Genomic DNA, 21,832 nt, shown 5'->3' on the forward strand with positions numbered 1-21,832 from the left:
GAGGTCCAGGCGATTATCAACGGGACGCAGGCGGCGTAGGGTTTCCAGGACTCGGAAGGGGGAGCCGTGACACGTGAGGCGCGACGGGCGGAGCGGGCGGCGCGCGCCAAGGAGGCGGCGACCGGGCAACCACTGTGGAGACAGCGGGACTTCGGCTTCTTCTGGCTCGCCCAGACGCTGTCCGTGCTCGGTGACTCCTTCAGTCTCGTCGCGCTGCCCCTGCTGGTCCTCCAGGCGACCGGGTCGGTGGCCCGGATGGGCCTGCTCACCGCCGTCGGCGGGGTCGCGATGGTGCTGGCGGCGGTCTTCGCCGGGGTGGTCGTGGACCGGGTCGACCGGCGGAAGCTGCTCATCGCCTGCGACCTGGTCCGTATGGTCCTCTACGGCCTGGTCCCGGTCGTCTGGCTCGCCGGACCGCACCTCTGGCTGCTCTACGTGGTCCTGCCGCTGTGCGAGGCCGTCGGCATGCTCTTCGCCGTCGGATACGTCACCGTCGTACGCGGGCTCGTCGACGTCACCCGGCTCACCGAGGCCAACGGGCGGGTCAACGCCACCGCGGCGGCGGCCGGTGTCCTCGGCCCCCTGGGCGCGGGTCTGATGGCCGCCTGGACGGGGCCGGCCGACGCGGTGGCCGTGGACGCGGCGAGCTATGCCGTGTCGGCCGCCCTCCTGTTCCTGGTCCGGGTCCGGGAGCGCACCGGGGACGACCAGCCGGCCGGGAAGCGGGGCGTGTGGCGCGACCTGCGCACCGGGATCGGCTACCTGGTGCGGCACCCCGTCCTGCGGTCGGTCACCGGGCTGCTGGCCGTCTTCAGCTTCCTCAGCCTCGGCATCAACGACCTGGTCATCTACCACCTCAAGCACGACCTCGGCCACGACGACGGCACGGTGGGCACGGTGCTGGCGATCGGCGCGGTCGGCACGATCACCGGGGCGCTGCTGGTCGCCCGGCTCCGGCGGCGGCTGGGCTTCGGGCCGACCTGGATCGCGTCGATGACGGTGTGCGGGCTGGCCTTCGCCGGGCTCGGCCGGGTGGGTTCGGTGCCCGTGGTGGCCGTCCTGTGCGCGGTCTACCTGGCCTGCGTGGGGGTGGCGGGCACCTGTTCCATGTCCCTGCGCCAGGAGATCACCCCGGAGCCCCTGCTGGGCCGGGTCACCTCCGCCCACTGGACCCTCCAGTACGCGCTGGCCCCGGCCGGCGCCGCCCTTCTCACCTGGGCGGCCGAGCGGTACGGCACCGCCGCCGTGGCCGCCGTCGCCGGTGTCTGCTGCACGCTGACCGGCCTCGCCGCCTTCGGCACCCCGATCAGAAGGGCGGCGCCGGTGCCCGCGACGGCCGCGCCGGAACACGGCAACCTTCCCCGCGTCGGCGACGACCAGGAGGCATGACTTCCGCACCGCGCACCACACGTCACCGCCGCGTCCACGCCTTCCGCAAGCCCGCGATCGGGGCCCTCGCGGCCGCCGGTCTGCTGGCCGGCGCCTGGTACGCCACCGCCGGCGCGGCGACGACCCCCGCTCTCCAGGTCACGTCCACGGCGGTGCGCCTCAGCGCCAAGTACCCCTATCTGTCGGCCGGTTACAACAACACCCGGGAGTGGAACCGGACCGCCACCGCGGTCGCCCCCAACGGCACGATCCGGGTCGCCTGGCCCGCCGCCGACGGCGTCCATGTCACCCCGCTCACGACGGCCGGCAAGCGGTCCGGGGCCGACACGGTCGTCAAGGGCGCCAAGGAGGTCGGCGGCCTGGTCGCCCACAACGACGGCTTCGCGCTGCTCACCCGGGTCTCCGACACCAACAAGTGGAAGGAGACGGCCGCCGCGATCGTCCGCTACACGGGCGGCAGGAAGACCTGGTCCGCCAAGCTCACCGGCACCGCCTCCCACGACACCTCCCCCACCCTCGACGGACAGCTCACCTGGAACGGCTCCAAGTACGGCGCCTACTTCGTGGTGCACGGCGCGGGCGGCTTCGCCGACGGCCACTACGGCGACAAGCTGTCGTACGTCAGCGCCAAGGGCGCCAAGCTCAGCGGCGGTTGGAGCGGACGACTGGCGGTCGGGCCTGTTCGTCTCCACCGGCATCGGCGCCCCGGACGTCGCTCCGGTGGTCCAGCGCGAGCAGTGCTGGGCGGCGTGCAGGGCTATGCCCTCGTTGTGGCTGCACCCCCGCGTTCGCCTCCCGGGGCGCCGCCTCCGCGAAGAAGAACCCGGACGACAGCAGCGGCCGCGGCTGGACGGTCACCCCGAAGACCGCCACCCACCAGGTCGCCGTCGCCTTCCTCAAGAACCGCAACTCCGGCCCCGGCAAGGCCGTGTACCTCACCAGCGCCAAGACCGTAGAGAACGTCAATGTCCACCTCGCTCCCTACGGCAAGGACAAACTCCTGCTCTCCTGGGAGTCGCTGAAGAACACCAAGTGCTCGGCGGGCACCTGCAGCGGCACCTTCACCGGCACGCATCTACGGCTGGTCGACTGGAGCGGCAGGTTCGTCAGCGCCGACAAGGTGGTGAGCGCGCGGATCACCGGTGACATCGCGGTCCTCAAGGACTCCGCCCTCACCTGGGCCTACGCGCCGGCCACCCCGGCCTACGGCACTCCGCTCACCGGGGCGTCCCCGACCACGACGACGCTGCGGATCGCCCGTCTCACGCCGTGACGGGTGCCGCCCCGCCCAGCGCCTCGGCCATCCGGCGCATGACCTCGACGGGCAGCGCCGGATTGTTGGCGGCCTCCTCGGCGGTGTCATGCTGCCGCAGCAGTCGGGTCAGCAGCCTTACCGGCAGGTGAGGGTGGCGGGTGGCCGCGTGTCGGATGTTTTGGTGGGGGTCCTCCAGCAGCCGCGCGGCGGCGACGGCGGACAGCCGGGGGTCGGTCGCGGCTCGGTAACGCACTTCCTCACTGGGGTCGCGGCTGAGCCGTTCCACCAGGTCGGGCGTCGACGCCGGGTCGTCCAGGGCCAGTCGGCGCATGCGCGGGCTCGGGTCGTCCGCGTGGCGGAGGAGGTCGTGGCGGGGGAAGTTGGGGTGGCCGCGGGGGCGGTCGGGGACGCTCAGGCTGCCGGTCCACCACTGCCACACCCGCAGCAGCATGTCGGCGGGCGCGTCGTCGCAGGACTCCGCGAGAAAGAGCTGTACGACCTGGTCCTCGTCGTCGGCGAGGCGGGCGACGACGTCCGGTGGCAGGTGCCGGGCGTGGGCGACGCTTCGGCGGACGAGCGGGTGGCTGGAGGCGGCCAGGCGGCGCATGGCCTCGTGGTCGTCATGGAGCGCCACGACCCACGGGAGTGCGTGGTGGCGGCTCTCCGGATGGAAGTCGATGAGGACCGCCTCGCGTTGCTCCTCGGTGAGGTCGCCCCGGATGGACACCTCCCAGCGCACGCGGGCGTCGGGGTCCTCGGCGAGCAGGGCGACCAGGTCGGGGTCCAGTCGCGGGTTCCTGGCGAGGGAACTGCGCTCGTCCGGTTCCCCGTGCCGTGCCAGGTGTTCCGCGAGACCGCGCTCCAGCCGGCAGCTCTCCAGCACCTCGGTCTTCGGGCGCCGGGACTCGTACACCGAGCGGGGCATCGGGTGGTCCCGGTGGTGCAGCGCCTGGGCCCGCTCGCGTACCGTGCCGTCGGGGTCGGCCAGGAGCGCCGCCCGTGCCGCCGCGTCGAGACGCGGCCAGGCGACCGGGCAGGCCGCCGCCCGCACCTCACCGTCGGGGTCGGTGGTGGCCAAGGCGACCAGCACGGCGGTGGGCAGATCCTTGAGGCGTACGGCCTCGCGGCGCACACGTGCGGACGGATCCGCGGCGAGCCCGCGGCGGGTGCCCTCGGGCAGTTCGGCCTGGCGGTCGGCGGCTATCAGCGTGAGGACCCACCGGTACCGCTCCTCCCGCTCGCCCTCGATCACGCGCACCCACTGCTCGGGGGTGATGTTCAGCTGGACCTCGGCCGCGTGCGACCGGATCTTCCAGTCCGGGTGGGCCAGCATCGCGTCCACGACGTCCTCCGGCATGGCGCCGTACCTGGCGACGTGGGATCTCTCCAGCAGCAGCGGCCGAAGGTCCTTCGGGAAGGCCCGGTTGTACGAGAGACCGCGTGCCCAGGCGTCCAGCAGCTTCTCCGTGGGTCCGGGCCCCCGGAACAGCCCCTCCCAGGCGGCCGCCCGGTCCTCCTCGGTCTCCGCGGCGGCGGCCTGCGCGATCGCCTCCTGCCGCTCCCTGATCCGGTCGACGGCGACCAGCCAGACCGTGTACTCCTCCGTCGTGGCCCCCACCAGGGCGTCCCCGTCCAGGGAGAGCGTCACGAACTCCGGCTGCCCGGGCCGTTCACCGAAGACTCCCGCGAGGTCCCAGGCGTCGGTGAGCCGGACCCGTACCCAGCGCCTGCTCGGATTGCCGGAGAAGTTGACGAGGAACACCCCGTCCCCGTCGAGCAGGCCCGCCTCGGACGCCAACCGGTGCCACTGCGCGTTGAGTTCCGCGACCGAATCGGGCCGGTCGAGCGCGACCTCCACGGTCGGCTCCGCCTCCCACGCGATCACGTACCGCCACGCCACCGACGGCGGCACCACCTCCTCGACACACGGGTCCGCCACCAGCTCCAGCCCGGCCCGCCCCAGCAGTTCGGTCAGTTCGTCTCGCCACCCCATGATCCGCATCATGCCCGACGCGGCTCAGCCCGGCGCGATGTGCTCCACATCCACTCCGTCGCCCTGCCGGCGGACCCGCAGCCCGGGGCCCCCGCTCCACAGCACGGTCAGCTCCTCCGCCCCTTCGGCGCGTACCGTCACCGTCTTCCCCAACGGCTCGGCATCCGCCGCCCCGGTGAGCCGGCTCAGCGCGACGAACAGGGTCGGGTCCTCCCCCGTGACCCCGGTCAGCGCCTCGTCGAGGCCTACGACGGGCAGCAGTTCGGCCCGGAGCCCCTCCCGGGCTGCCCACCCCGTCACCCGTACCGGTGTCCCGGGCGCCGCCCCCGCCACCAGGAAGGCCCGCACCTCCACGGCGCCGCGCACCAGCACGGCACTCGTCACGCGGGCCCCCGAGGCGGCCGTGTGCCGGGAGGCCACCCAGCCCTGCCCGACGCCCAGCGGCACGATGTCCGTCCGGCTCGGATCGCCGCCGACGATGAGACTGTTGTCGTACGACGCCGACGGCTCGGTCACGGTCGAGTAGCCGAGCCGGGTGTAGTAGGGGTCGTAGCGGACGTCCTCGCTGCCGTGGTTGTGGAGGCGGACGACCCCGTCCGAACTCGTGGACTGCAGGAGCCAGTTGGCGGGCGCGATCGGCGTGACCGCGTCGCTGCGCTCGGCCGGGCCCGGTTCCTCCGGGGCCGTCCACACCTCGTGGTCCGGCGGGAGCAGCAGGCCGAGGAAGCCCTTGCTCGCCCAGTACGGGGAGGCTGGGCCCGAATAGCCCTGCAGGACGGCGGAGTCGGGGCCGTGCCAGCCGAGGGTCAGAAGGCCTCGCGCGTCCAGGGCGCCCCGGTCCAGGAAGTACTTCAGCGCTCCGGAGGCCAGCCGTCGGGTCTCCCCGGGGGCCAGGGGCGTACGGCCGGTGAGGGCGCCCAGCCAGAGCGGGGCCGTGGTCGCGAAGCGGTAGGTCAGCGAGCGGCCCTGGTGCATCGGGGCGCCGTCGCCGCCGAACAGCCGTGCGTAGTCGGCGAGATGGCTTTCCAGACGGCCGCCGTACAGGTCGAGCAGCTGCTCGTCGCCGGCCAGCCAGGCGTGCAGCACCGGATAGAGGTGCATCGCCCAGCCGTTGTAGTAGTCGAACTTGCGGCCGTCGCCGTCGGTGTACCAGCCGTCGCCGACGTACCACTCCTCGATGCGGGCCAGGCCGTGGTCGACCGCCTTGTGCGCGGCCTCCGGCTCGTGGCCGACCTCGGCGAGGAAGCCGCCGACCGTCACCGGGAACAACTCCCAGTTGCAGGGCCAGGGTTCGGCGGTCAGCGCGTCGGCGAGCCAGGCCGCGGCACGCTGCTGCACCCCGTCGTCGAGGCGGTCCCACAAAAGGGGGCGGGTCAGGCGCAGGGCGAGGGCGACGGAGGCCGCCTCCACCAGCGGCTGGCCGCGGTCCTCGATGCGCGGCCAGACGCCCGACACACCGGCCGCGAGCCCGTCGGCATACCGCTGGAGCGCGGTCTCGTCCCGGCGGAAGGCCGCGAGGAGCAGGGTGCGGGCGTAGCCCTCCAGGCCGTCGGAGAGGCGCCCCGACCAGCTCTGGTGGTCGCCGGGGAGGTGGTAGAGGGCACGGTCCGGGGTGGCGTACGGCTCGACGGCGGCGAGCAGGGCGTCGGCCGCGGCCTCCCAGTGGGCGCGGGTGTAGCCGGTGCGCGGGCTGGGGCCGCGGTCCTCGGGAGGCAGCTGCATCGGTGCTCTTTCTCGCTCGTACCGGACCTCATGCCCGACCGCGTGCCGGACCTCGTACCGAACCTCGTACCGAACCTCGTGCCGTTTGAACCTGGGGCGCCCCGGTTCCGGTCGGGACGCCCCAGGGGCTCATCCCACCCGCACGGTGCCCCGGGGCACCAGATGCCGGGCGAGCAGTTCGTCACGCACCAGGCCCGCGTAGACGGTGGCTCCGTACGCGGAGGTGTGCGTGTTGTCCTTCTTCTCGTTGTACAGGTACAGCGCCTTGGAGCCCTCCACGCCGAGGGACTCCACGAGCGCCTTGGTCTTCGCCGTGAGGTCGATCAGCGGAACGTCCTCGGCGGCGGCGACCGAGCGGATCACCTCAGGATGATTGACGCCGAGCCCGTTGACCAGAAGCGTGATGTCGTTGTTCAGCGTGCCGTCGGAATTGAACCAGCGGCGCACGATCGGTGTCACCAGTACCGGCCGTCCGCCCTTCTCCCGTACGCCCGCCACCAGCGTCTCCAGATTCGCGCGGTAGGTCACCTCGTCGGTCGTCTTGTCGTTGTGCGCCAGCTGGATCAGGACCAGATCGCCCCGGCCGATCAACGGCTGGACGGTACCCCAGAGTTGAGGATTCTGGAGGTAGGTCGCCGTACTTTCCCCGGAGTCCGCGTAGTTGGCGACCGAGACGCCCCGGCGCAGGAACTGCGGGAGCTGCTGGCCCCAGCCGGAGTACGGGTTGGCGGGCTGGTCGCAGACGGTGGAGTCGCCGACCAGGAAGAGCCGGCGGGCGTGCCGGGCGGCGGTCACCCGGATGCCGGCGAGCGCGGGTGCCGAGCCGCCGATCGCCAGGTCGAGGCCGGGCGTTCCGTCGGGTCCGGTCGGCTCGCCCTCCGGCGTCCGGACGTTCACGGTGAAGCTGCGGGTGACGTGCCGCCCCGCCGCGGCGGGCGTCTCGGGGAGCAGCGAGCGCCGGGTCTCCCCGCTGATGCTGGTGCTGGACGCGGCCGCGCCGCCGAGCCGGACCGTCACGTCGTAGTCGCCCGGCGGGACGTCGAAGTGGCAGGCGCCGGCGGTGCAGTCCGCGAGGGAGAACGGCGGCCGCCGTTCCCGGGCCTGGGCCGGGGAGCCCGCCAGGCCGGTGGCTGCGCTGAGGACGACCGCCGCGGCCACGGCGGCACGGACACCGTTGAAACGTCTCACTCGGGACTCCTCCGTCACGGTGACAGGGCCTGGCGGGGACCGTACCGCCACTCACAAGCGCTTTCTAGACCTTGTACCGATTTCACAAGACTGCCAACCCCGGGAAGGCGAAAGCCCTTTCGCGAAATCGATTCAACTGCCACTCTCACAGTCACCCGCAACCCCGCCCCCCGAAGGAGGCACCCCCATGTCCGGAGTCAACGGGAGACCCCTCGGACGCCGTACCTTCGTCCTCGGCAGCGCGGCCGCCGCCGGTACCGCCGCCCTCACCGGCCCGCTCGCCACCACCGCCGCGGCCGCGAGCTTCGGCTGGTCCGACGACGGCTCCAACTACGTCGTCGACACCGGCGCCAGCCTGGTCTTCAAGGTCAGCAAGACCAACGGCGACCTGACCTCGCTGGTCTACAAGGGCACCGAGTACCAGGGCTACGGCGGCAAGAACTCCCACGTCGAGTCGGGCCTCGGCACCTCCACGGTGACCATCGCCCAGTCCGGCACCACGATCCTGATCTCGGTCGCGTACGGCACGCTGAAGCACTACTACGCGGCCCGCAGCGGCGAGAACAACGTCTACCTGTGGACCAACAAGGCCGACTCGTCGGTCAGCGCCACCCGTTACATCGTGCGCGTCAAGGCCGGCCTGTTCCTCAACGACGAGCCGGACTCCTACACCTACGCGCCCACCGTCATCGAGTCCGCGGACGTCTTCGAGAAGTCCGACGGCCAGACCCGCGCGAAGCACTACTCGAAGCTGCGGGTGATGGACTACGACTACATCGGCTGGACCACCGGCAGCGTCGGCCTGTGGATCGTGCGCAGCAACCACGAGAAGGCCTCCGGCGGCCCGTTCTACCGCTCGCTGCTGCGCCACCAGAGCGCGGACGGCGGCGGGCTGTACGAGATCCTGTACTACGGCGAGAACCAGACCGAGTCGGAGCGTTACGGCCTCCAGGGCCCGTACGTCATCGCCCTCACGGACGGCGGCGCGCCCTCCTCCGCCCTCTACCCGGGCACCCTCACCACCTCGTGGGCGGACTCGCTCGGCATCTCCGGATACGTCGCGGCGAGCGGCCGGGGCAAGGTCGCGGGCGTCGGGATCAGCGGCCGGAACACGGCGTACGCCTATACCGTCGGACTCGCCAACTCCGCCGCCCAGTACTGGGGTTCGGCGCGTGCGTCGGACGGCTACTTCTCCATCGGGGGCGTGCTCCCGGGTACGTACACGCTGACCGTCTTCAAGGGCGAACTGGCCGTGTACACCACGTCGGTGACGGTGACCGCGGGCGGCACGACCACCCTCAACACCATCACCGTCCCGTCCTCCAACGACCCCGGCAACGCCTCCGCGATCTGGCGGATCAACAACTGGGACGGCACGCCGGGCGGGTTCAAGAACGCCGACCTGATGACATACGCCCATCCGTCGGACGTGCGGGCCGCGTCCTGGACCGGGAACGTGGTCATCGGCAGCGGCACGGAGACCTCGGCCTTCCCCTGCTATCTGTGGAAGGACGTCAACAGCGGGATCATCGTCTACTTCAGGCTGACGGCCGCCCAGGCCGCCGCAGCGCACACCCTGCGGATCGGCGTGACGACGGCCTACGCGAACGGCCGGCCCCAGGTCGTCGTCAACGACACCTGGACCTCCGCCGTCCCCTCGCCGCCCACCCAGCCGAGCACCCGGTCGCTGACCGTGGGCTCCTACCGGGGCAACAACCACACGTTCACCTACAGCGTGCCAGCGTCCGCCTGGCTGACGGACACCAGCGCCTACAACACGCTGAAGATCTACGTGGCGAGCGGCTCGGGAACGACGTCCTTCCTCAGCGCCGGCACCTCGATCGACGCGATCGACCTGCTGGCCTGATCCGATCCGGCATCAGGTACCGCGCGTCCACTGCTGGTTCGTGCCGCCGTTGCACGTGTACGTGATGAGGGCGGCCGAGTTGGCGGTGGACGCGCCGTTCACGTCCAGGCACTCACCGCTGGTCCGGGCCTTGATGTTGACGTAGGAGCCGGAGGTGACGACCGACCACTGCTGGGCCGTGGCACCCGTGCAGTCCTCCTGGGTGACGTCGGTGGAGTTCTCCTGGAGGCAGAGCGAACTGCCCCGGCCCATCAGCTCGTAGTAGCCGGTGCCCAGGTCCTTGAACCACCACTTCTGGTTGGTACCGCTGTTGCAGGTGTACTGGCTGATCGCGACGCCCTCCCAGAGGGACTGGTTCGGGACGTCGGCACACTTGGCGCTGTGCCGGGCGATCAGCGTGTTGTAGGTGGCGCCGGTGCCGGAGACCGTCCCGGCGGTCGTGTCGACCGACACCTCCGGGTACCAGGACATCGACATCGTGGTGGTGGTCGGGAAGGTCAACGGCAGCCAGACGTAACGGGAGTCGTTGACGGTGCCGCCGAAGGAGTTGCCCCAGCGGTCGCCCAGGTAGAGGTACGAGGTGCCGGACGTGCCGGCGACCGGGAGGACGTACGCGGTCTGGGAGTTGTAGGCGGTGGAGTCGCCGACGTTGGTGAACGCCGTCCAGGGGCCGGAGAGCGAGGTCGCGGTGGCGTACTGCTGCTGGTTGGCGCTCCAGCCGGTGGCGCCCGAGGTCAGCATGAAGTACACGCCGTTGCGCTTGAAGAGGGCCGGCGCCTCGCGGTGGCCGCCCGCCCAGGGGTTGGCGACCAGGCTCGCGATGGCGGTGTAGTCGGCGGTGAGCCTGTAGATGTGCAGGTCGTAGTTCTCGTTGGCGGCCGAGACCATGTAGGCGGTGCCGTCGGTGTCGACGAACGTCGTGATGTCCCGGGACATGTACTGGCCGAGCGGCTGGAAGCTGCCCTGGTAGGTGTAGGTCCCGTCGACGGTGTCGGAGACGGCGACGGCGGCACGGGCCTCGCTGTAGTCGACGCCGTTCTCCTTGTGCATCCACATGACGAACTTGCCGGTGGCGGCGTTGTAGATGACCTTCGGGCGCTCGATGTAGGCGGTGCCGAGTTCGGAGGCGGAGGACTGGGTGAGGACGTGGTTGCGGAACTCCCAGGTCTTCAGGTCGGTGGAGCGGTAGGCGTCCACGTACTTGAAGGTGTTGTCGGAGTTGCGGTCCTCGCCGAACCAGTAGTAGTACGAGCCGACCTTGATGACCCCGCCGCCGTGGGCGTGGACGATGTTCCCCGAGGTGTCGGTGAACTGTGTGCCGTTGGTGACGGTCTGGGCGGCGGCCGCGGCCGGGCCCGCGGTGGCCAGGGCGCCGATCACCGCCAGACAGAGGGACAGCAGGATCGCGTACGCACGTCTCATCTCACACACGCTCCTTCAGGTTCGAGATCACGAACGGCGGTTGCCATCACGAACGTTGTGATCGCCGAAAAGGTAAGGGTGTGTTACGGACAGGTCAACGGGTCTGACGAGACAAGGGGGAAAGCGATTTCCAACAGATCGCGGCCCGCCCGCGTTTTTCTGTTATCCGGCGCCTTCCACCACGTCTCCGATGACGTGCGCAGCCACCTCCACACCACCGCAGCGGCCGCCGGCGCCCTCGCCGCCCTCCTGGCCTCCGCTCCCCCGGCGTCCGCCGCCGGCCCCCGGGACGTCACCGCCGACGTACTCGCCGACCGGGACGTGACCCTCACCGGCGACACGGTCGTCACCGTGCCGGCCGGGACGACGACGTACGACGGCGTCCTGCACGGCGAGGGCACGCTCACCGTGCGCGGCGGCGGCACGCTGGTCCTCACCAGGGACAGCGACTTCACGCTGCCGACGCCCCGGCAACGGCAGGTCGTGCGCACCCAGGGCGGCAACCACCCGTACACGACGGTCACCCACCCCGACCCGCCCGCGATCACGGTCGCGCGCGGTACCACCCTCCAGTACGGCACGGGCGGCGGCACCGGCCTGATCGGCCACTTCCCGTACAACACCCCCGGCTACCAGCTGAACCAGCTCAACGTCCGGGTCGACGGCACCCTGCGCCTGTCCCTCACCCGCACCTTCAACATCGGCACGATCAGCGGCTCGGGCCTGGTCACCCAGCCCCGCAACATGTGGGGCACCCTCGACCTGGCCGGCACCCACCCCTTCACCGGGGTCATCGACAACGGCACCGGCATGGCCGTCGGACGCCCCGAATACCCGGTGGCGCTCCCCCACGCCCGCGCGATCCTCAACCAGGGCTCCTGGATCATCGACACCCCGCTGAACCAGACCATCACCCTGCGGCAGGACTTCTACCAGCGGGAGTACGGCAGTGACGTCAACGTCCACTCGCGGCCGGGCAGCAAGGTGGTCCTCACCGGCCAGTACAGCTACAGCGACCGGGGCGGCGACACCCACCCGTCGCTCAGCGACCCGGCCCTGAACTGGAAGTCGATCGCACACCAGTTGAACAAGCGGGGCACCAACATCGAGGGGGCCGACGTGCGGTGGGGCGACGGCACCACCCATCGCATCTTCATGCCGGGAACGAAGGACACCGTATACATCAATCTGCACGAGGCCAGTGGGCGTCGATCGCGGCTCACCTTCGACTACGACGGCCCCGTGACGCTGGGCGCCCCGATCGGCGGCGGCCGCTACCACGACACGCTGGCCGCGCCCGGCGCCGGGGACATCGTGATCGCGGGGACGCGCGGCAACGACGTGACCTTCGCGGCAGCCCAGGACTACGACGGTTCGACCACGGTCGAGAAGGGCGCGGTACTGCGCCTGGGTTCGGGCGCGAAGGGCGGCGACGGCTCCCTGCTGACCGGCACCGAGCAGCGCCGGATCGTGAACGACGGCACGCTGTACGTCCGCAACACGTCGGCTCCCGTGACTCTGGAGTACGTGGGCGGCGCGGGGTCACTGGTCCAGTCGGGCACGGCGACGACCACGCTGAGCGGGAGCGCGGTGACGTACACGGGAACGACGACCGTGAGCAGGGGCACGCTGGCGCTGCGGTCCGGAGCGACTCTCGTGCACAGCAAGGCGATCCGGCTCACGTCGGCGACCGCGCGGCTGGACGTGGGCCGGGCCGGCCTGCGGGTCGCCACCGCGCTGTCCGGCAAGGGCACGGTGCGGGGCGCGGTGACCAACGACAGCCTGGTGGCGGGCGGGTTGACGGTGCAGGGCGACTACACCCAGCACAAGCAGGGCGAACTGGTCCTGCGGGACAAGCCGTTGAAGGTGACGGGCCGCCTCACCCTGGCCGGCGCCCTCGACATGTCCGCCGCGGGCAGGTCCCCGGCCGGCCGCATCACGGTGATCGCCCACACCGGCACCGCCCGCACCACCGGGTCCTTCGACGGGCTGCGCGAGGGCGCCGAGGTCAAGCTGGCCGACACGGTGCACCGGATCACCTACCGGGGCGGCGACGGCAACGACGTGGTCCTGGACCCGCGGCCGGTGAAGGCCGCCCCGAGGACCGACAGCGCCGGTGCCCCGTCCACCGCTCCCCCGACGGTGACCACCCGCACCGCCGCCGACTCCTCACAGGCCTTCGGCTGGTGGCCGTACGCCCTGGCCCTCGGCCTCCTCGGCGGCCTGATGGTCCCGGCGGGCCTGCGCACCCGGAAGAAGGGGCGGCGGAGGGGCGGCGGGCGACACGCGGCATGACCCGGGACCGGCACCCGGTCGGCCGCGGGCCCCTGCCGCCGGCCGCCGACGCGGATCGGCCGGCGGCCCTCGACCCGCGCCCCGGGTTGCCGTACTCGTGCCCACGACGCCAGTGGGATCACCAGCGGCGGCGCCACTGCCATGATGGCCACACGACGCCATGACCCGTTTCCCTCCGACGGGGTCCGCACGGCCTCACCCCCTGAAAACGAATGACCGCTCTCCAGGAATCCGGCCTGCTAGGCTCTCGGCCGGAGAGCCAAGACGAACATTCGTTTTTCTTTGAAGAGGGGTGCCCCCATGCCGAAGGTGTCCCAGGAGTACATGGACGCTCGCCGTACCGAGATTCTGGACGCGGCCCGCCGCTGCTTCCTGCGCGACGGATTCCACTCGACGTCGATGCAGGATCTGTTCGCCGAGTCCGGGCTCTCGGCGGGCGCGGTGTACCGGCACTTCGCGAGCAAGGACGAGATGATCCTGGCCATCGCCGAAGAGAACATGGACGAGGTCCTGACCCTGGTCCACACCGTCGCCACGACTCGGCCCAGCGGTTCCGTGGGGGCGGTCGTCGCCGATGTCCTCGACCTCGTGTCGGCCCGGTCCGCGGAACACGACACCGCCAGGCTGGCCGTGCTGGCGTGGTCCGAGGCCCTGCGCAACCCCACGCTGGCGGGACAGTTCAGCACCCTGCTGACCCAGATGCGCTCCGACCTCGCGGAGGTCGTACGGGAGCACCAGGAAAGCGGCGCCCTGCCCGCCGAGGTGACCGCCGAGTCGATCGCCGGTGCGCTGGTCTGCCTCCTGCCCGGCTACATCCTCCAGGTCGCCATGCTCGACCCCACGCTCGTGGAGGGAGTGGGCGAAGCGGTACGGGCCCTGTGGCCGGACCCGGCCACGACCTGACCGACTCCGCCGCCGGACGAGCGAAGCTGTCACAGATCGGGACGCCATTCGGTCAATCACCCCATATGGCGTAAAAGCCGCCAAACAGGCACCTCCCGCATCTAAGGACACGAGTTCGATGGCCAGTACTCACGAGGCGACACTCGGTAAGCAGATGAACACGCGCGAGATATCCGACTCGGCGGTCGCGATGCTCGACGAGCAGGGGACGGTGCTCGGATGGACGCGGGCCGCCGAGCGGCTCGTCGGACACCCCGCCGGGGACGTGGTGGGCCGGTCCGCCGCACTCGTGCTGCCGTCCCCCGAGGAAGCGCCGACGATATCGGCGTTCGTCGAGCGATGCCGCGCCCAGAAGGGCTGGTCGGGCACTACGGCGGTGCGCCACCGGGACGGCCGCACGCTCACCGTCAGCCTGCGGATGTCGATGGTGTGGGGGCAGGACGGAGCGGTCCGGTGGCTCGTGTCCGTGACCGACACCCACAAGCTCTCCCAGGAGGCGACGAACGGATCGGTGCGGGAGTCGCTCCTCACCCGCGCGCCGATCGGCATCGTCGTCAGTGACCCGCAGCTGCGGTGCGCCTGGGTGAACGACACGATGGAGAGCCACGACGGCGTCTCCCGCGACCAACGGCTCGGGCGTCGGGTGACCGACGCGCTGCCCGGTGTCGAGGCCGAAGCACTCGAGGCAGTGCTGCGGCAGGTACTCCGCAGTGGCACCACCAGGGTCCACGAGTTCTGGAGGTGGGTGCCGACGACCTCGCGCCAGGAACGCGTCCTCGCGGCTTCGTTCTTCTGCCTCCTGGACGCCGAAGGCCAGGCGCTGGGGGTGTGTGCCATCAGCGTCGATGTCACCGAGAGCCGGCGGGCGCACGAACGCCTCGCCATTCTCACCGAGGCCGGTACGCGTCTCGGGGGCACCCTGGACGCGATGCAGACCAGCCAGGAACTGGTCGACCTCGCCGTGCCCCTGTTCGCCGACTTCGCCTTCGTCGACCTGGAGCATTCGGTCCTGTCCGGCGAAGGGCCCCCGGTCCGAGTCGGCCCGATCGGCGAGCGCCTCCCCGTCTTGCGGCGGGCCGGTCTGGCCTCGATCCGTCAGGGGGTCCCGGAATCCCCGTGGGGTCGCGGTGAGCCGGTCCCCGTGCCGCCCTCCGCACCCTTCACCGAGGTTCTGCGCACCGGGAGGTCCCATCTGGAGCCGGTCCTGGACACCGCCCCGGGCACCTGGATCGACCAGGACCCGGTACGGGCGCGGAAGATCCACGAGAACGGCATCCACTCCCTGATGGTCGTGCCCATTCGGGCGAGGCAGGTCCTGCTGGGGGTGGCGGTGTTCATCCGCACCGCGAACCCGATGCCGTTCCAGGAGAACGATCTGCTCCTCGCCGAGGAACTCGTCACTCGCGCCGCACTGTCGTTGGACAGTGCTCGCCTGTACGCCCGCGAACACGCCACGGCACTCGCGCTCCAGCGCAACCTGCTCCCGCAGCGCCTGAGGGGCAGCACGGCGGTCGAGACGGCCTCGCGCTATCTGCCCGCCGACCTCGACATAGGTGTCGGGGGCGACTGGTTCGACGTGATCCCACTGTCCGGCGCCCGGGTCGCGCTCGTCGTCGGCGACGTGGTCGGCCACGGCATCAACGCCACCGCTGCCATGGGCCGGCTCCGCACCGCCGTACACATGCTCGCCGAGATGGAGCTGCCCCCGGACGAACTGCTGACCCGCCTCGACGACACGATCCAGCGACTGGGCGAGGGAGCACCCGACACCCCGGGCCAGATGACCGCCGTGATGGGCGCCACCTGTCTGTACGTCGTCTACGACCCGGCCACCCGGAAGTGCGCCATGGCACGGGCCGGGCACCCCCCGCCCGCGATCGTCGACCCGCGGGGCCGGGTCGTCTTCCCCGACCTCCCCGCGGGAACCCCGCTCGGTATCGGGTCGGGGGTCCCTTTCGAGGCTGTGGAGCTGGAACTGCCCGAGGGAAGTCTCCTCGCCCTCTACACCGACGGCCTCATCGAGACCCGCGACCACGACATCGACGCGGGAATGCACCGCCTCGGGACCGCCCTGGCTCAACCGCGGCGCTCCCTGGAAGACCTCTGCACCCGCGCGATGGAGAACGTCCCGGGCCGGGCACCGTCCGACGACGTCACCCTGCTCCTCGTTCGCACCCTCTCCCTCAGCCCGAGCCAGGTCGCCTCCTGGACGCTGCCGTCCGACCGGAGCTCTGTCCGCAGCGCCCGCCACATGGCAGCCCGTCAGCTGGCCGAATGGGGCCTGGACGACCTTGAGGACGCCACGGAGCTGATCGTCAGCGAACTGGTCACCAACGCCGTCCGCCACAGCACCGGCCCGATCGGTCTGCGACTGATCCAGCATCAAGCCCTGACCTGCGAGGTGTTCGACACCAGCGACTGCCTCCCGCGGCCGCGTCGCGCACACCCCACCGACGAGGACGGCCGCGGTCTCTTCCTGGTCGCCCAGCTGTCGCGCAGATGGGACTCCCGGCCGGTGTCGGGCGGCAAGGTCGTCTGGTCCGAACAGGACCTCGGCCCGGCTCACACCCGCGGGCCCGCGGCCCGCCGCCCGCACCACAGGAGCGGAATCGCCCGGGGACGGCAGTGGATCGAAGCTATCTTCGGCACCCGCAGAAGGCCGACCACAGCCCTGGACAGCACGGGGGCCGGGCACCCGGCGGAGCGTCCGCCCGAACCGGCCTGCGCGTGTACGACCCGGCCGGGGTGACGGACGGCGAGTCCGCGGGCTCAGGACCCCGGTCGCCGTGTGAAGTGCGGTCTGTTCATGCAGTGGACGCACTCGCTCCGTCCGTCACCGGGTCGACTAGCGTCGAAGGCATGACCAGCGACAACTCCCCCAGCCTCGCCGACGCCCTCACCACCGGGACGGTCGTACTCGACGGCGGTATGTCCAACCAGCTGGCCTCCGCCGGTCACGACCTGAGCGACGAGCTGTGGTCGGCACGGCTGCTGGCCGACCGGCCCGACGCGGTCCGCGACGCGCACCTCGCGTACTTCAGGGCGGGCGCGGACGTCGCGATCACCGCCAGCTACCAGGCCACCTTCGAGGGCTTCGCCAAGCGCGGGATCCCGCACGAAGAGGCCGCCCGGCTGCTCGCGCTGAGCGTGGAGCTGGGGCGGGACGCGGTACGGCGGGCGCGGGTGGAGGGGATCGTACGGCCGCTGTGGGTGGCCGCCTCGGTCGGGCCGTACGGGGCGATGCTCGCGGACGGCTCCGAGTACCGGGGGCGGTACGGGCTGAGCGCCGACGAACTGGAGCGGTTTCATCGGCCGCGCCTCGAGGTGCTGGCCGGGGCGGGGCCGGACGTGCTCGCGCTGGAGACCGTGCCGGACGCGGAGGAGGCGGCGGCGCTGCTGCGGGCGGTGCGGGGCCTTGGGGTGCCGGCCTGGCTGTCCTACAGCGTGGCGGGTGGGCGGACTCGGGCGGGGCAGCCGCTGGCGGAGGCGTTCGCCCTGGCCGCCGATGTGGACGAGGTGATCGCGGTGGGCGTGAACTGCTGTGCGCCCGAGGAGGTGCCCGGGGCGGTCGAGGTGGCGGCGCGGGTCACCGGGAAGCCGGTGGTCGTCTATCCCAACAGCGGGGAGGTGTGGGACGCGGAGGCCCGGGCGTGGACGGGGCGGTCGCTGTTCGACACCGGGCAGGTGGAGGGGTGGCGGGATGCGGGGGCTCGGTTGATCGGGGGGTGCTGTCGGGTGGGGCCGGAGGCGATCGCCGGGATTTCGCGGGTGGTGTGAGAGCGAATTGATACTGTCCCGCGCCCCCGAAGGGGCACTAATGTCCCCGTGGGAACCGGTTGCCGGTTCTGGAGGGTGGGGAATTGACCAGGAAAAGCGGGGAAGACGGGCGGAGCACCATCCGTGATGTCGCCGCCCGTGCCGGTGTGTCCGCCTCCACCGTCTCCCGGGTCCTCGCCGGCGACTACCCCGTCAGCACCGCCACCCGTACGCGCGTCCTGCGGGCCGTCCGGGAGATGGACTACGTCGCCGACGCCCGTGCCAAGGCGGTGGCCGGGGCCGGTACGCCCACGCTCGCCTTCGTGCTGGAGGACATCACCGGGCCCTCGTTCGCGCACATGGCGCACGGGGTGGAGCGGGAGGCGGCCCGGCTCGGGCATCTGAGCCTGGTGTGCAGCACCGACGGTGATGTCGGGCGTGAGCTGGAGTTCATCGGGATGATGCGAGCCCAGCGGGCCGCCGCCGTGATTCTCGTGGGCGGGGCGGCGGACACGCCCGAGTACCGGGAGCGGACCCGCCGTACCGCCGACTCGCTGGCCTCGGCCGGTTCCCGGCTCGTGCTGTGCGGGCGGCCGCCGCTCGGGCCCGGCGCGCCGGTCACGGTCATCGAGTACGACAACGAGGGCGGCGCCCATGCCCTGGTGGCCCATGTGCTCGCACAGGGCCATCGGCGGGTGCTGTTCCTCGGCGGGAAGCCGGACCACACGACGGCGATGGGGCGCGAGCGCGGCTATCTCGCCGCGCACCGGGCCCGGGGTCTGGAATCCGACCCCGCTCTGCTGCTGTACGGCGACTTCACCCGGGACTCCGGGCACCGGCTGATGCGGCAGGCGCTCGCCCGGCAGCTGGAGTTCAGCGCCGTGGTCGCCGCCACCGACATGGTGGCGGCGGGTGCGCTGACCGCCCTGCACGAGGCGGGACTCGAGGTGCCGGGGGACGTGTCGGTGGCCGGGTACGACGACATCCCCTTCGCCCGTGATCTGCATCCGGCCCTCACCACCGTGCACGTGCCCTACGAGGAGCTGGGGCGGCTCGCCGTGCGGACCGCGCTCGGGCACGGCGGAGAGTCGGCCGACGAGCATCTGCTCCTCGGCACGCATGTGGTCGTACGGGACTCAGTGGCGGCGTACGGCGGCCATTGAGCGGCGCAGCCGGCGTACGGCCAGGGCCAGTTCGGCGGTCCGTTCGGGCTGCGGCAGAGCGGTGGGTGTCCAGACGGCGAACTCGCGGTCCCGGGGGCCGGACACCGTGTGGGGTTCGCCGTCGCCGAGGACGCGGACCGGGTGGGTGTCGTCCCAGGGCTGCCAGCCGGGGTCGCCGGTGGTGGCGAAGCGGACCCAGGCGCCGTGCATCTCGTCGGCCAGCTGCCGCGGGGCGCCCTCGCCGGCCAGCCGGGCCGCGTCGGGGCCGTCCCCGGTGTCGAAGACGAAGCCCAGCTCCAGGGCGTGGCAGGCGCCGAGCCGGGGGCGGTTGGAGGGCCAGGCGAACTCGTAGAGGTACGACGAGCCCGGGCGGGCCTCGGCCAGCCGGTGCAGCGGGCGGCGGAGCAGGTGGTCGGTGACCATCTGGCCGACGGTCTCGGCGGGGCCGGCCTCGGGGTGCAGGGCGCGGTAGCCGCGCGGCACCTCGTGGCCGACGTGGCAGCGGGCCATGGCGCCGGCGAGGGCGACCGGGCCGAGCCGGTCGACGTGGTCGAGCAGGCCGCCGGGGACCAGCCAGAGCCGGTACTCGTCGCGGGTCCAGCCCATGAGGAGGTCGACGCCGTGGGCCGCGTCGCCGTCGAGAAGGGCCTGCAGGGGGTCGCGCGGGACCAGGTCGCCGTCGACGACGATGCCGAAGGCGGGGCCGCCCAGGACCGGGCTGCTCAGCCGGCCGACCTCGGCCTGGGTGCGCAGCAGCAGTTCGCGGTCGACCTCGGCGAAGGCCTGGGCGGTGGCGGGGATCCGCAGGCGGTTGGCCATCCGGCGGACCATGCGCCGGACCTTGTCACGCTCCGCGGCCTCGGGCGGGCCGCTCTGCAGCACGGCCCGGCGGATCAGGCCCTGGGCCTGGGGTGCGGCGAGCAGGGCGCCGGCGCTGATCGCGCCGGCGGACTGGCCGCAGAGGGTGATGCGGTCCGGGTCGCCGCCGAAGCCGGCGATGGTGTCGTGGACCCAGCGCAGGGCGGCGAGTTGGTCGCGCAGGCCGGGGTTGTGCGGGGTGTCGGGGAACAGGCCGTAGCCCTCGATCCCCAGCCGGTAGTTGACCGAGACGAAGACCACCCCGTCACGGGCGAACGTATGACCGTCGTACACGGGTACGGCGGACGAGCCCCTGGTCAGGGCGCCGCCGTGCAGCCAGAGCAGGACCGGGAGCCGGGCGCCGTGGCCCGGCTCCGGGGTCCACACGTTGAGGTTGAGGCAGTCGTCGCCGGGGATCACGGGGTCGGACAGATACTGCGCGAACGCCTCCGAGTACGGCGGTTTGGGCGCCGTCGGCCCGAAGGCGCCCGCGTCCCGGACACCGTCCCAGGGTTCGGGCGGCACGGGCGGACGGAACCGGTGTGCCCCGAAGGGCGGGGCGGCGTAGGGGATGCCGCGGAACACCGCGACCGCGTTCTCCCACCTGCCGCGCACCGCCCCGAACGGGGTGCCGGCCACGGGGTCCTTGAGGTCCGTCCGGTCTGCCGTCATCCGCCACCAGCTCCTCCCGCCGCGCGTGCCTCAACGCCGGTACGACCAGAGCACCACATTCGCTCCCGGTATTCCGGCACCCACGGCGTTCGGGTGGCCGCGCGCGGCTACTTGGCGTACATCAGGGTGCCGAAGCCGAGCTGGTCGTACCCGCCGCTGTCGGAGCCGTAGTCCCCGCCGCCGCCCTCGGGGGCGACCAGGTTGTAGTACATGGCGGAGATGTACTTGTCGTCGAGGTTGACGCGCCGGTTGTAGTGGAAGTGGAGCATCGCCCACACCGGGCGGATCTGGCCGCGCGAGGCGGCGGAGATCACCGTCTGGGACGACTGGGCGCAGCTCTGCCCGGTGCCCCAGGTGTAGGTGGTGAAGGGCACGTCGCTGCCAGAGTTGTACTTCGCGACGTACTGGGCGGCCTTCATGAAGCGACGGCTGTCGTACGAGTACAGGTCGTCGCCCTGGTTCCAGGCCATCTCGCAGATCGCGCCCATCTGGCCCATGCCCAGGACGGTGTGGCCCTGGTCGCGGCCGGACTCCTGCCACTGGCCCAGCGCGTAGCCGTCGGAGTCGGTGTACAGGTAGGGCACGGCGTGCGCGATCGAGCCGTTGCCGGCGCCGGACTTGAAGTACGTGACGGCCTGGTCGTACTTGGCCTTGTCCTCGTTGAGGATGCCGATGGCGAGGACGGCGGCCATGTTGCACAGGTCCCAGTTGGCCCAGTAGTTGGTGATGCAGGCGTCGTTGTGGTTGGTCAGGAAGCTGTTGTTGAGCGGGTAGAAGACGTCTGCGAGCATCGCCTGCGCCGCGGCGAGGTCGAAGCCGGCGTAGTCGCGCATCAGCTCGCACGCGTTGGCGAACTGCCAGCCGTAGAGGCCTGCGGCGAGGAACCGGTCGGCGTTTCCGGTGACCGATGTCAGCGTCCTCGACCAGGCGTTGAGGATGTTCGCGGCGCAGACGGCGTTGGCCTCGGTGCCGCCGACCTTCCAGCGCAGGGCGTTCTGGTAGGCGGCGGCGATGTCGTTGTAGAGCAGGCTGTAGTTCTGCCCGTCGCCGCCGCGGATGATCGTGGCGGTCGCCCGGTTGGTCCAGGTCGACTGGGAGTGGGAGTTGGCGGTCAGTCTGTTCCATCCGGACAGCCAGGGGTCGGTGCCGGCGGCGACCCGCACCTTGGCGCGGTTGATGTCTCCGGCGTTGTGGAGCATGCCGGGGTGGGTGAAGGTGGCCGGCGCCGCGTCGGCCACCCGGGGGGCGGTGACCGAGGCGGCGACGGCGAGTGCGGCGGCGGACTTCAGGACACTGCGGCGGCTCAGTCCGCTGGTGTCCGGTCGGGGTTGTTCGCGGCGGCTCATCGC

At 71.7% G+C, this 21,832-nt stretch carries 15 protein-coding genes; 9 read left to right on the forward strand and 6 right to left on the reverse strand.

Annotated elements, in window-relative coordinates:
• Positions 1-66: 66 nt before the first annotated feature.
• From ACGFZQ_RS16360 to ACGFZQ_RS16370, 3 genes are read left to right on the forward strand one after another with little or no spacing between them, the layout of a single operon-like run.
• Positions 67-1,389 carry an MFS transporter gene (locus ACGFZQ_RS16360; protein WP_393840939.1) on the forward strand — a complete coding sequence of 441 codons (1,323 nt, stop codon included), beginning with the start codon at positions 67-69 and terminating at the stop codon, positions 1,387-1,389.
• Positions 1,386-2,345 carry a hypothetical protein gene (locus ACGFZQ_RS16365; RefSeq protein WP_393840940.1) on the forward strand — a complete coding sequence of 320 codons (960 nt, stop codon included), beginning with the start codon at positions 1,386-1,388 and terminating at the stop codon, positions 2,343-2,345. The genes ACGFZQ_RS16360 and ACGFZQ_RS16365 overlap by 4 nt, the downstream gene beginning before the upstream one ends.
• Positions 2,318-2,662: a hypothetical protein gene (locus ACGFZQ_RS16370; protein ID WP_393840941.1), complete on the forward strand. Its 345-nt coding sequence runs from the start codon at positions 2,318-2,320 to the stop codon at positions 2,660-2,662. The genes ACGFZQ_RS16365 and ACGFZQ_RS16370 overlap by 28 nt, the downstream gene beginning before the upstream one ends.
• Here ACGFZQ_RS16370 and ACGFZQ_RS16375 read toward each other — a convergent pair.
• From ACGFZQ_RS16375 to ACGFZQ_RS16385, 3 genes are all read right to left on the reverse strand, one after another.
• On the reverse strand, positions 2,652-4,637 hold the full coding sequence (locus ACGFZQ_RS16375; RefSeq protein ID WP_393840942.1) for a PE-PGRS family protein: 1,986 nt from the start codon (positions 4,635-4,637) through the stop codon (positions 2,652-2,654). The genes ACGFZQ_RS16370 and ACGFZQ_RS16375 overlap by 11 nt on opposite strands.
• A 24-nt stretch (positions 4,638-4,661) precedes the next feature.
• On the reverse strand, positions 4,662-6,359 hold the full coding sequence (locus ACGFZQ_RS16380) for a DUF2264 domain-containing protein (RefSeq protein ID WP_393840943.1): 1,698 nt from the start codon (positions 6,357-6,359) through the stop codon (positions 4,662-4,664).
• Positions 6,360-6,488: 129 nt separating this feature from the next.
• Positions 6,489-7,547 (reverse strand): rhamnogalacturonan acetylesterase, encoded by a 1,059-nt coding sequence (locus ACGFZQ_RS16385; RefSeq protein ID WP_393840944.1) that lies wholly within the window; start codon positions 7,545-7,547, stop codon positions 6,489-6,491.
• 187 nt (positions 7,548-7,734) lie between these two features.
• On the opposite strand from ACGFZQ_RS16385, the gene ACGFZQ_RS16390 reads away from it, so the two are divergent.
• Positions 7,735-9,414 (forward strand): rhamnogalacturonan lyase B N-terminal domain-containing protein, encoded by a 1,680-nt coding sequence (locus tag ACGFZQ_RS16390; protein WP_393840945.1) that lies wholly within the window; start codon positions 7,735-7,737, stop codon positions 9,412-9,414.
• 12 nt (positions 9,415-9,426) lie between these two features.
• Here the strand turns inward: ACGFZQ_RS16390 and ACGFZQ_RS16395 are convergent, their stop codons facing one another.
• On the reverse strand, positions 9,427-10,836 hold the full coding sequence (locus tag ACGFZQ_RS16395; protein WP_393840946.1) for an RICIN domain-containing protein: 1,410 nt from the start codon (positions 10,834-10,836) through the stop codon (positions 9,427-9,429).
• Positions 10,837-11,031: 195 nt separating this feature from the next.
• On the opposite strand from ACGFZQ_RS16395, the gene ACGFZQ_RS16400 reads away from it, so the two are divergent.
• From ACGFZQ_RS16400 to ACGFZQ_RS16420, 5 genes are all read left to right on the forward strand, one after another.
• Entirely contained in the window at positions 11,032-13,131 is a 2,100-nt protein-coding gene (locus ACGFZQ_RS16400) for an autotransporter (RefSeq protein WP_393840947.1), read from the forward strand.
• Between the two features lie 300 nt (positions 13,132-13,431).
• The gene (locus ACGFZQ_RS16405) at positions 13,432-14,034 is read left to right on the forward strand and encodes a TetR/AcrR family transcriptional regulator (RefSeq protein WP_393840948.1); all 603 of its coding nucleotides are present in this window, start codon (positions 13,432-13,434) and stop codon (positions 14,032-14,034) included.
• A gap of 118 nt (positions 14,035-14,152) precedes the next feature.
• The gene (locus ACGFZQ_RS16410) at positions 14,153-16,783 is read left to right on the forward strand and encodes a SpoIIE family protein phosphatase (RefSeq protein ID WP_393840949.1); all 2,631 of its coding nucleotides are present in this window, start codon (positions 14,153-14,155) and stop codon (positions 16,781-16,783) included.
• A gap of 110 nt (positions 16,784-16,893) precedes the next feature.
• Positions 16,894-17,811 carry a homocysteine S-methyltransferase gene (gene mmuM / locus ACGFZQ_RS16415; RefSeq protein WP_393840950.1) on the forward strand — a complete coding sequence of 306 codons (918 nt, stop codon included), beginning with the start codon at positions 16,894-16,896 and terminating at the stop codon, positions 17,809-17,811.
• 83 nt (positions 17,812-17,894) lie between these two features.
• On the forward strand, positions 17,895-18,953 hold the full coding sequence (locus tag ACGFZQ_RS16420) for a LacI family DNA-binding transcriptional regulator (protein ID WP_393840951.1): 1,059 nt from the start codon (positions 17,895-17,897) through the stop codon (positions 18,951-18,953).
• On the opposite strand, the gene ACGFZQ_RS16425 is transcribed toward ACGFZQ_RS16420, so the two are convergent.
• Positions 18,927-20,483, reverse strand: coding sequence for a carboxylesterase/lipase family protein (locus ACGFZQ_RS16425; protein ID WP_393840952.1), 1,557 nt, complete (start codon positions 20,481-20,483; stop codon positions 18,927-18,929). The genes ACGFZQ_RS16420 and ACGFZQ_RS16425 overlap by 27 nt on opposite strands.
• Positions 20,484-20,590: 107 nt before the next feature.
• Positions 20,591-21,829 carry an alginate lyase family protein gene (locus ACGFZQ_RS16430; RefSeq protein ID WP_393840953.1) on the reverse strand — a complete coding sequence of 413 codons (1,239 nt, stop codon included), beginning with the start codon at positions 21,827-21,829 and terminating at the stop codon, positions 20,591-20,593.
• Positions 21,830-21,832: the final 3 nt, after the last annotated feature.

This window comes from Streptomyces sp. NPDC048254 (genome assembly GCF_043201895.1).
Taxonomy (GTDB): Bacteria; Actinomycetota; Actinomycetes; order Streptomycetales; family Streptomycetaceae; genus Streptomyces.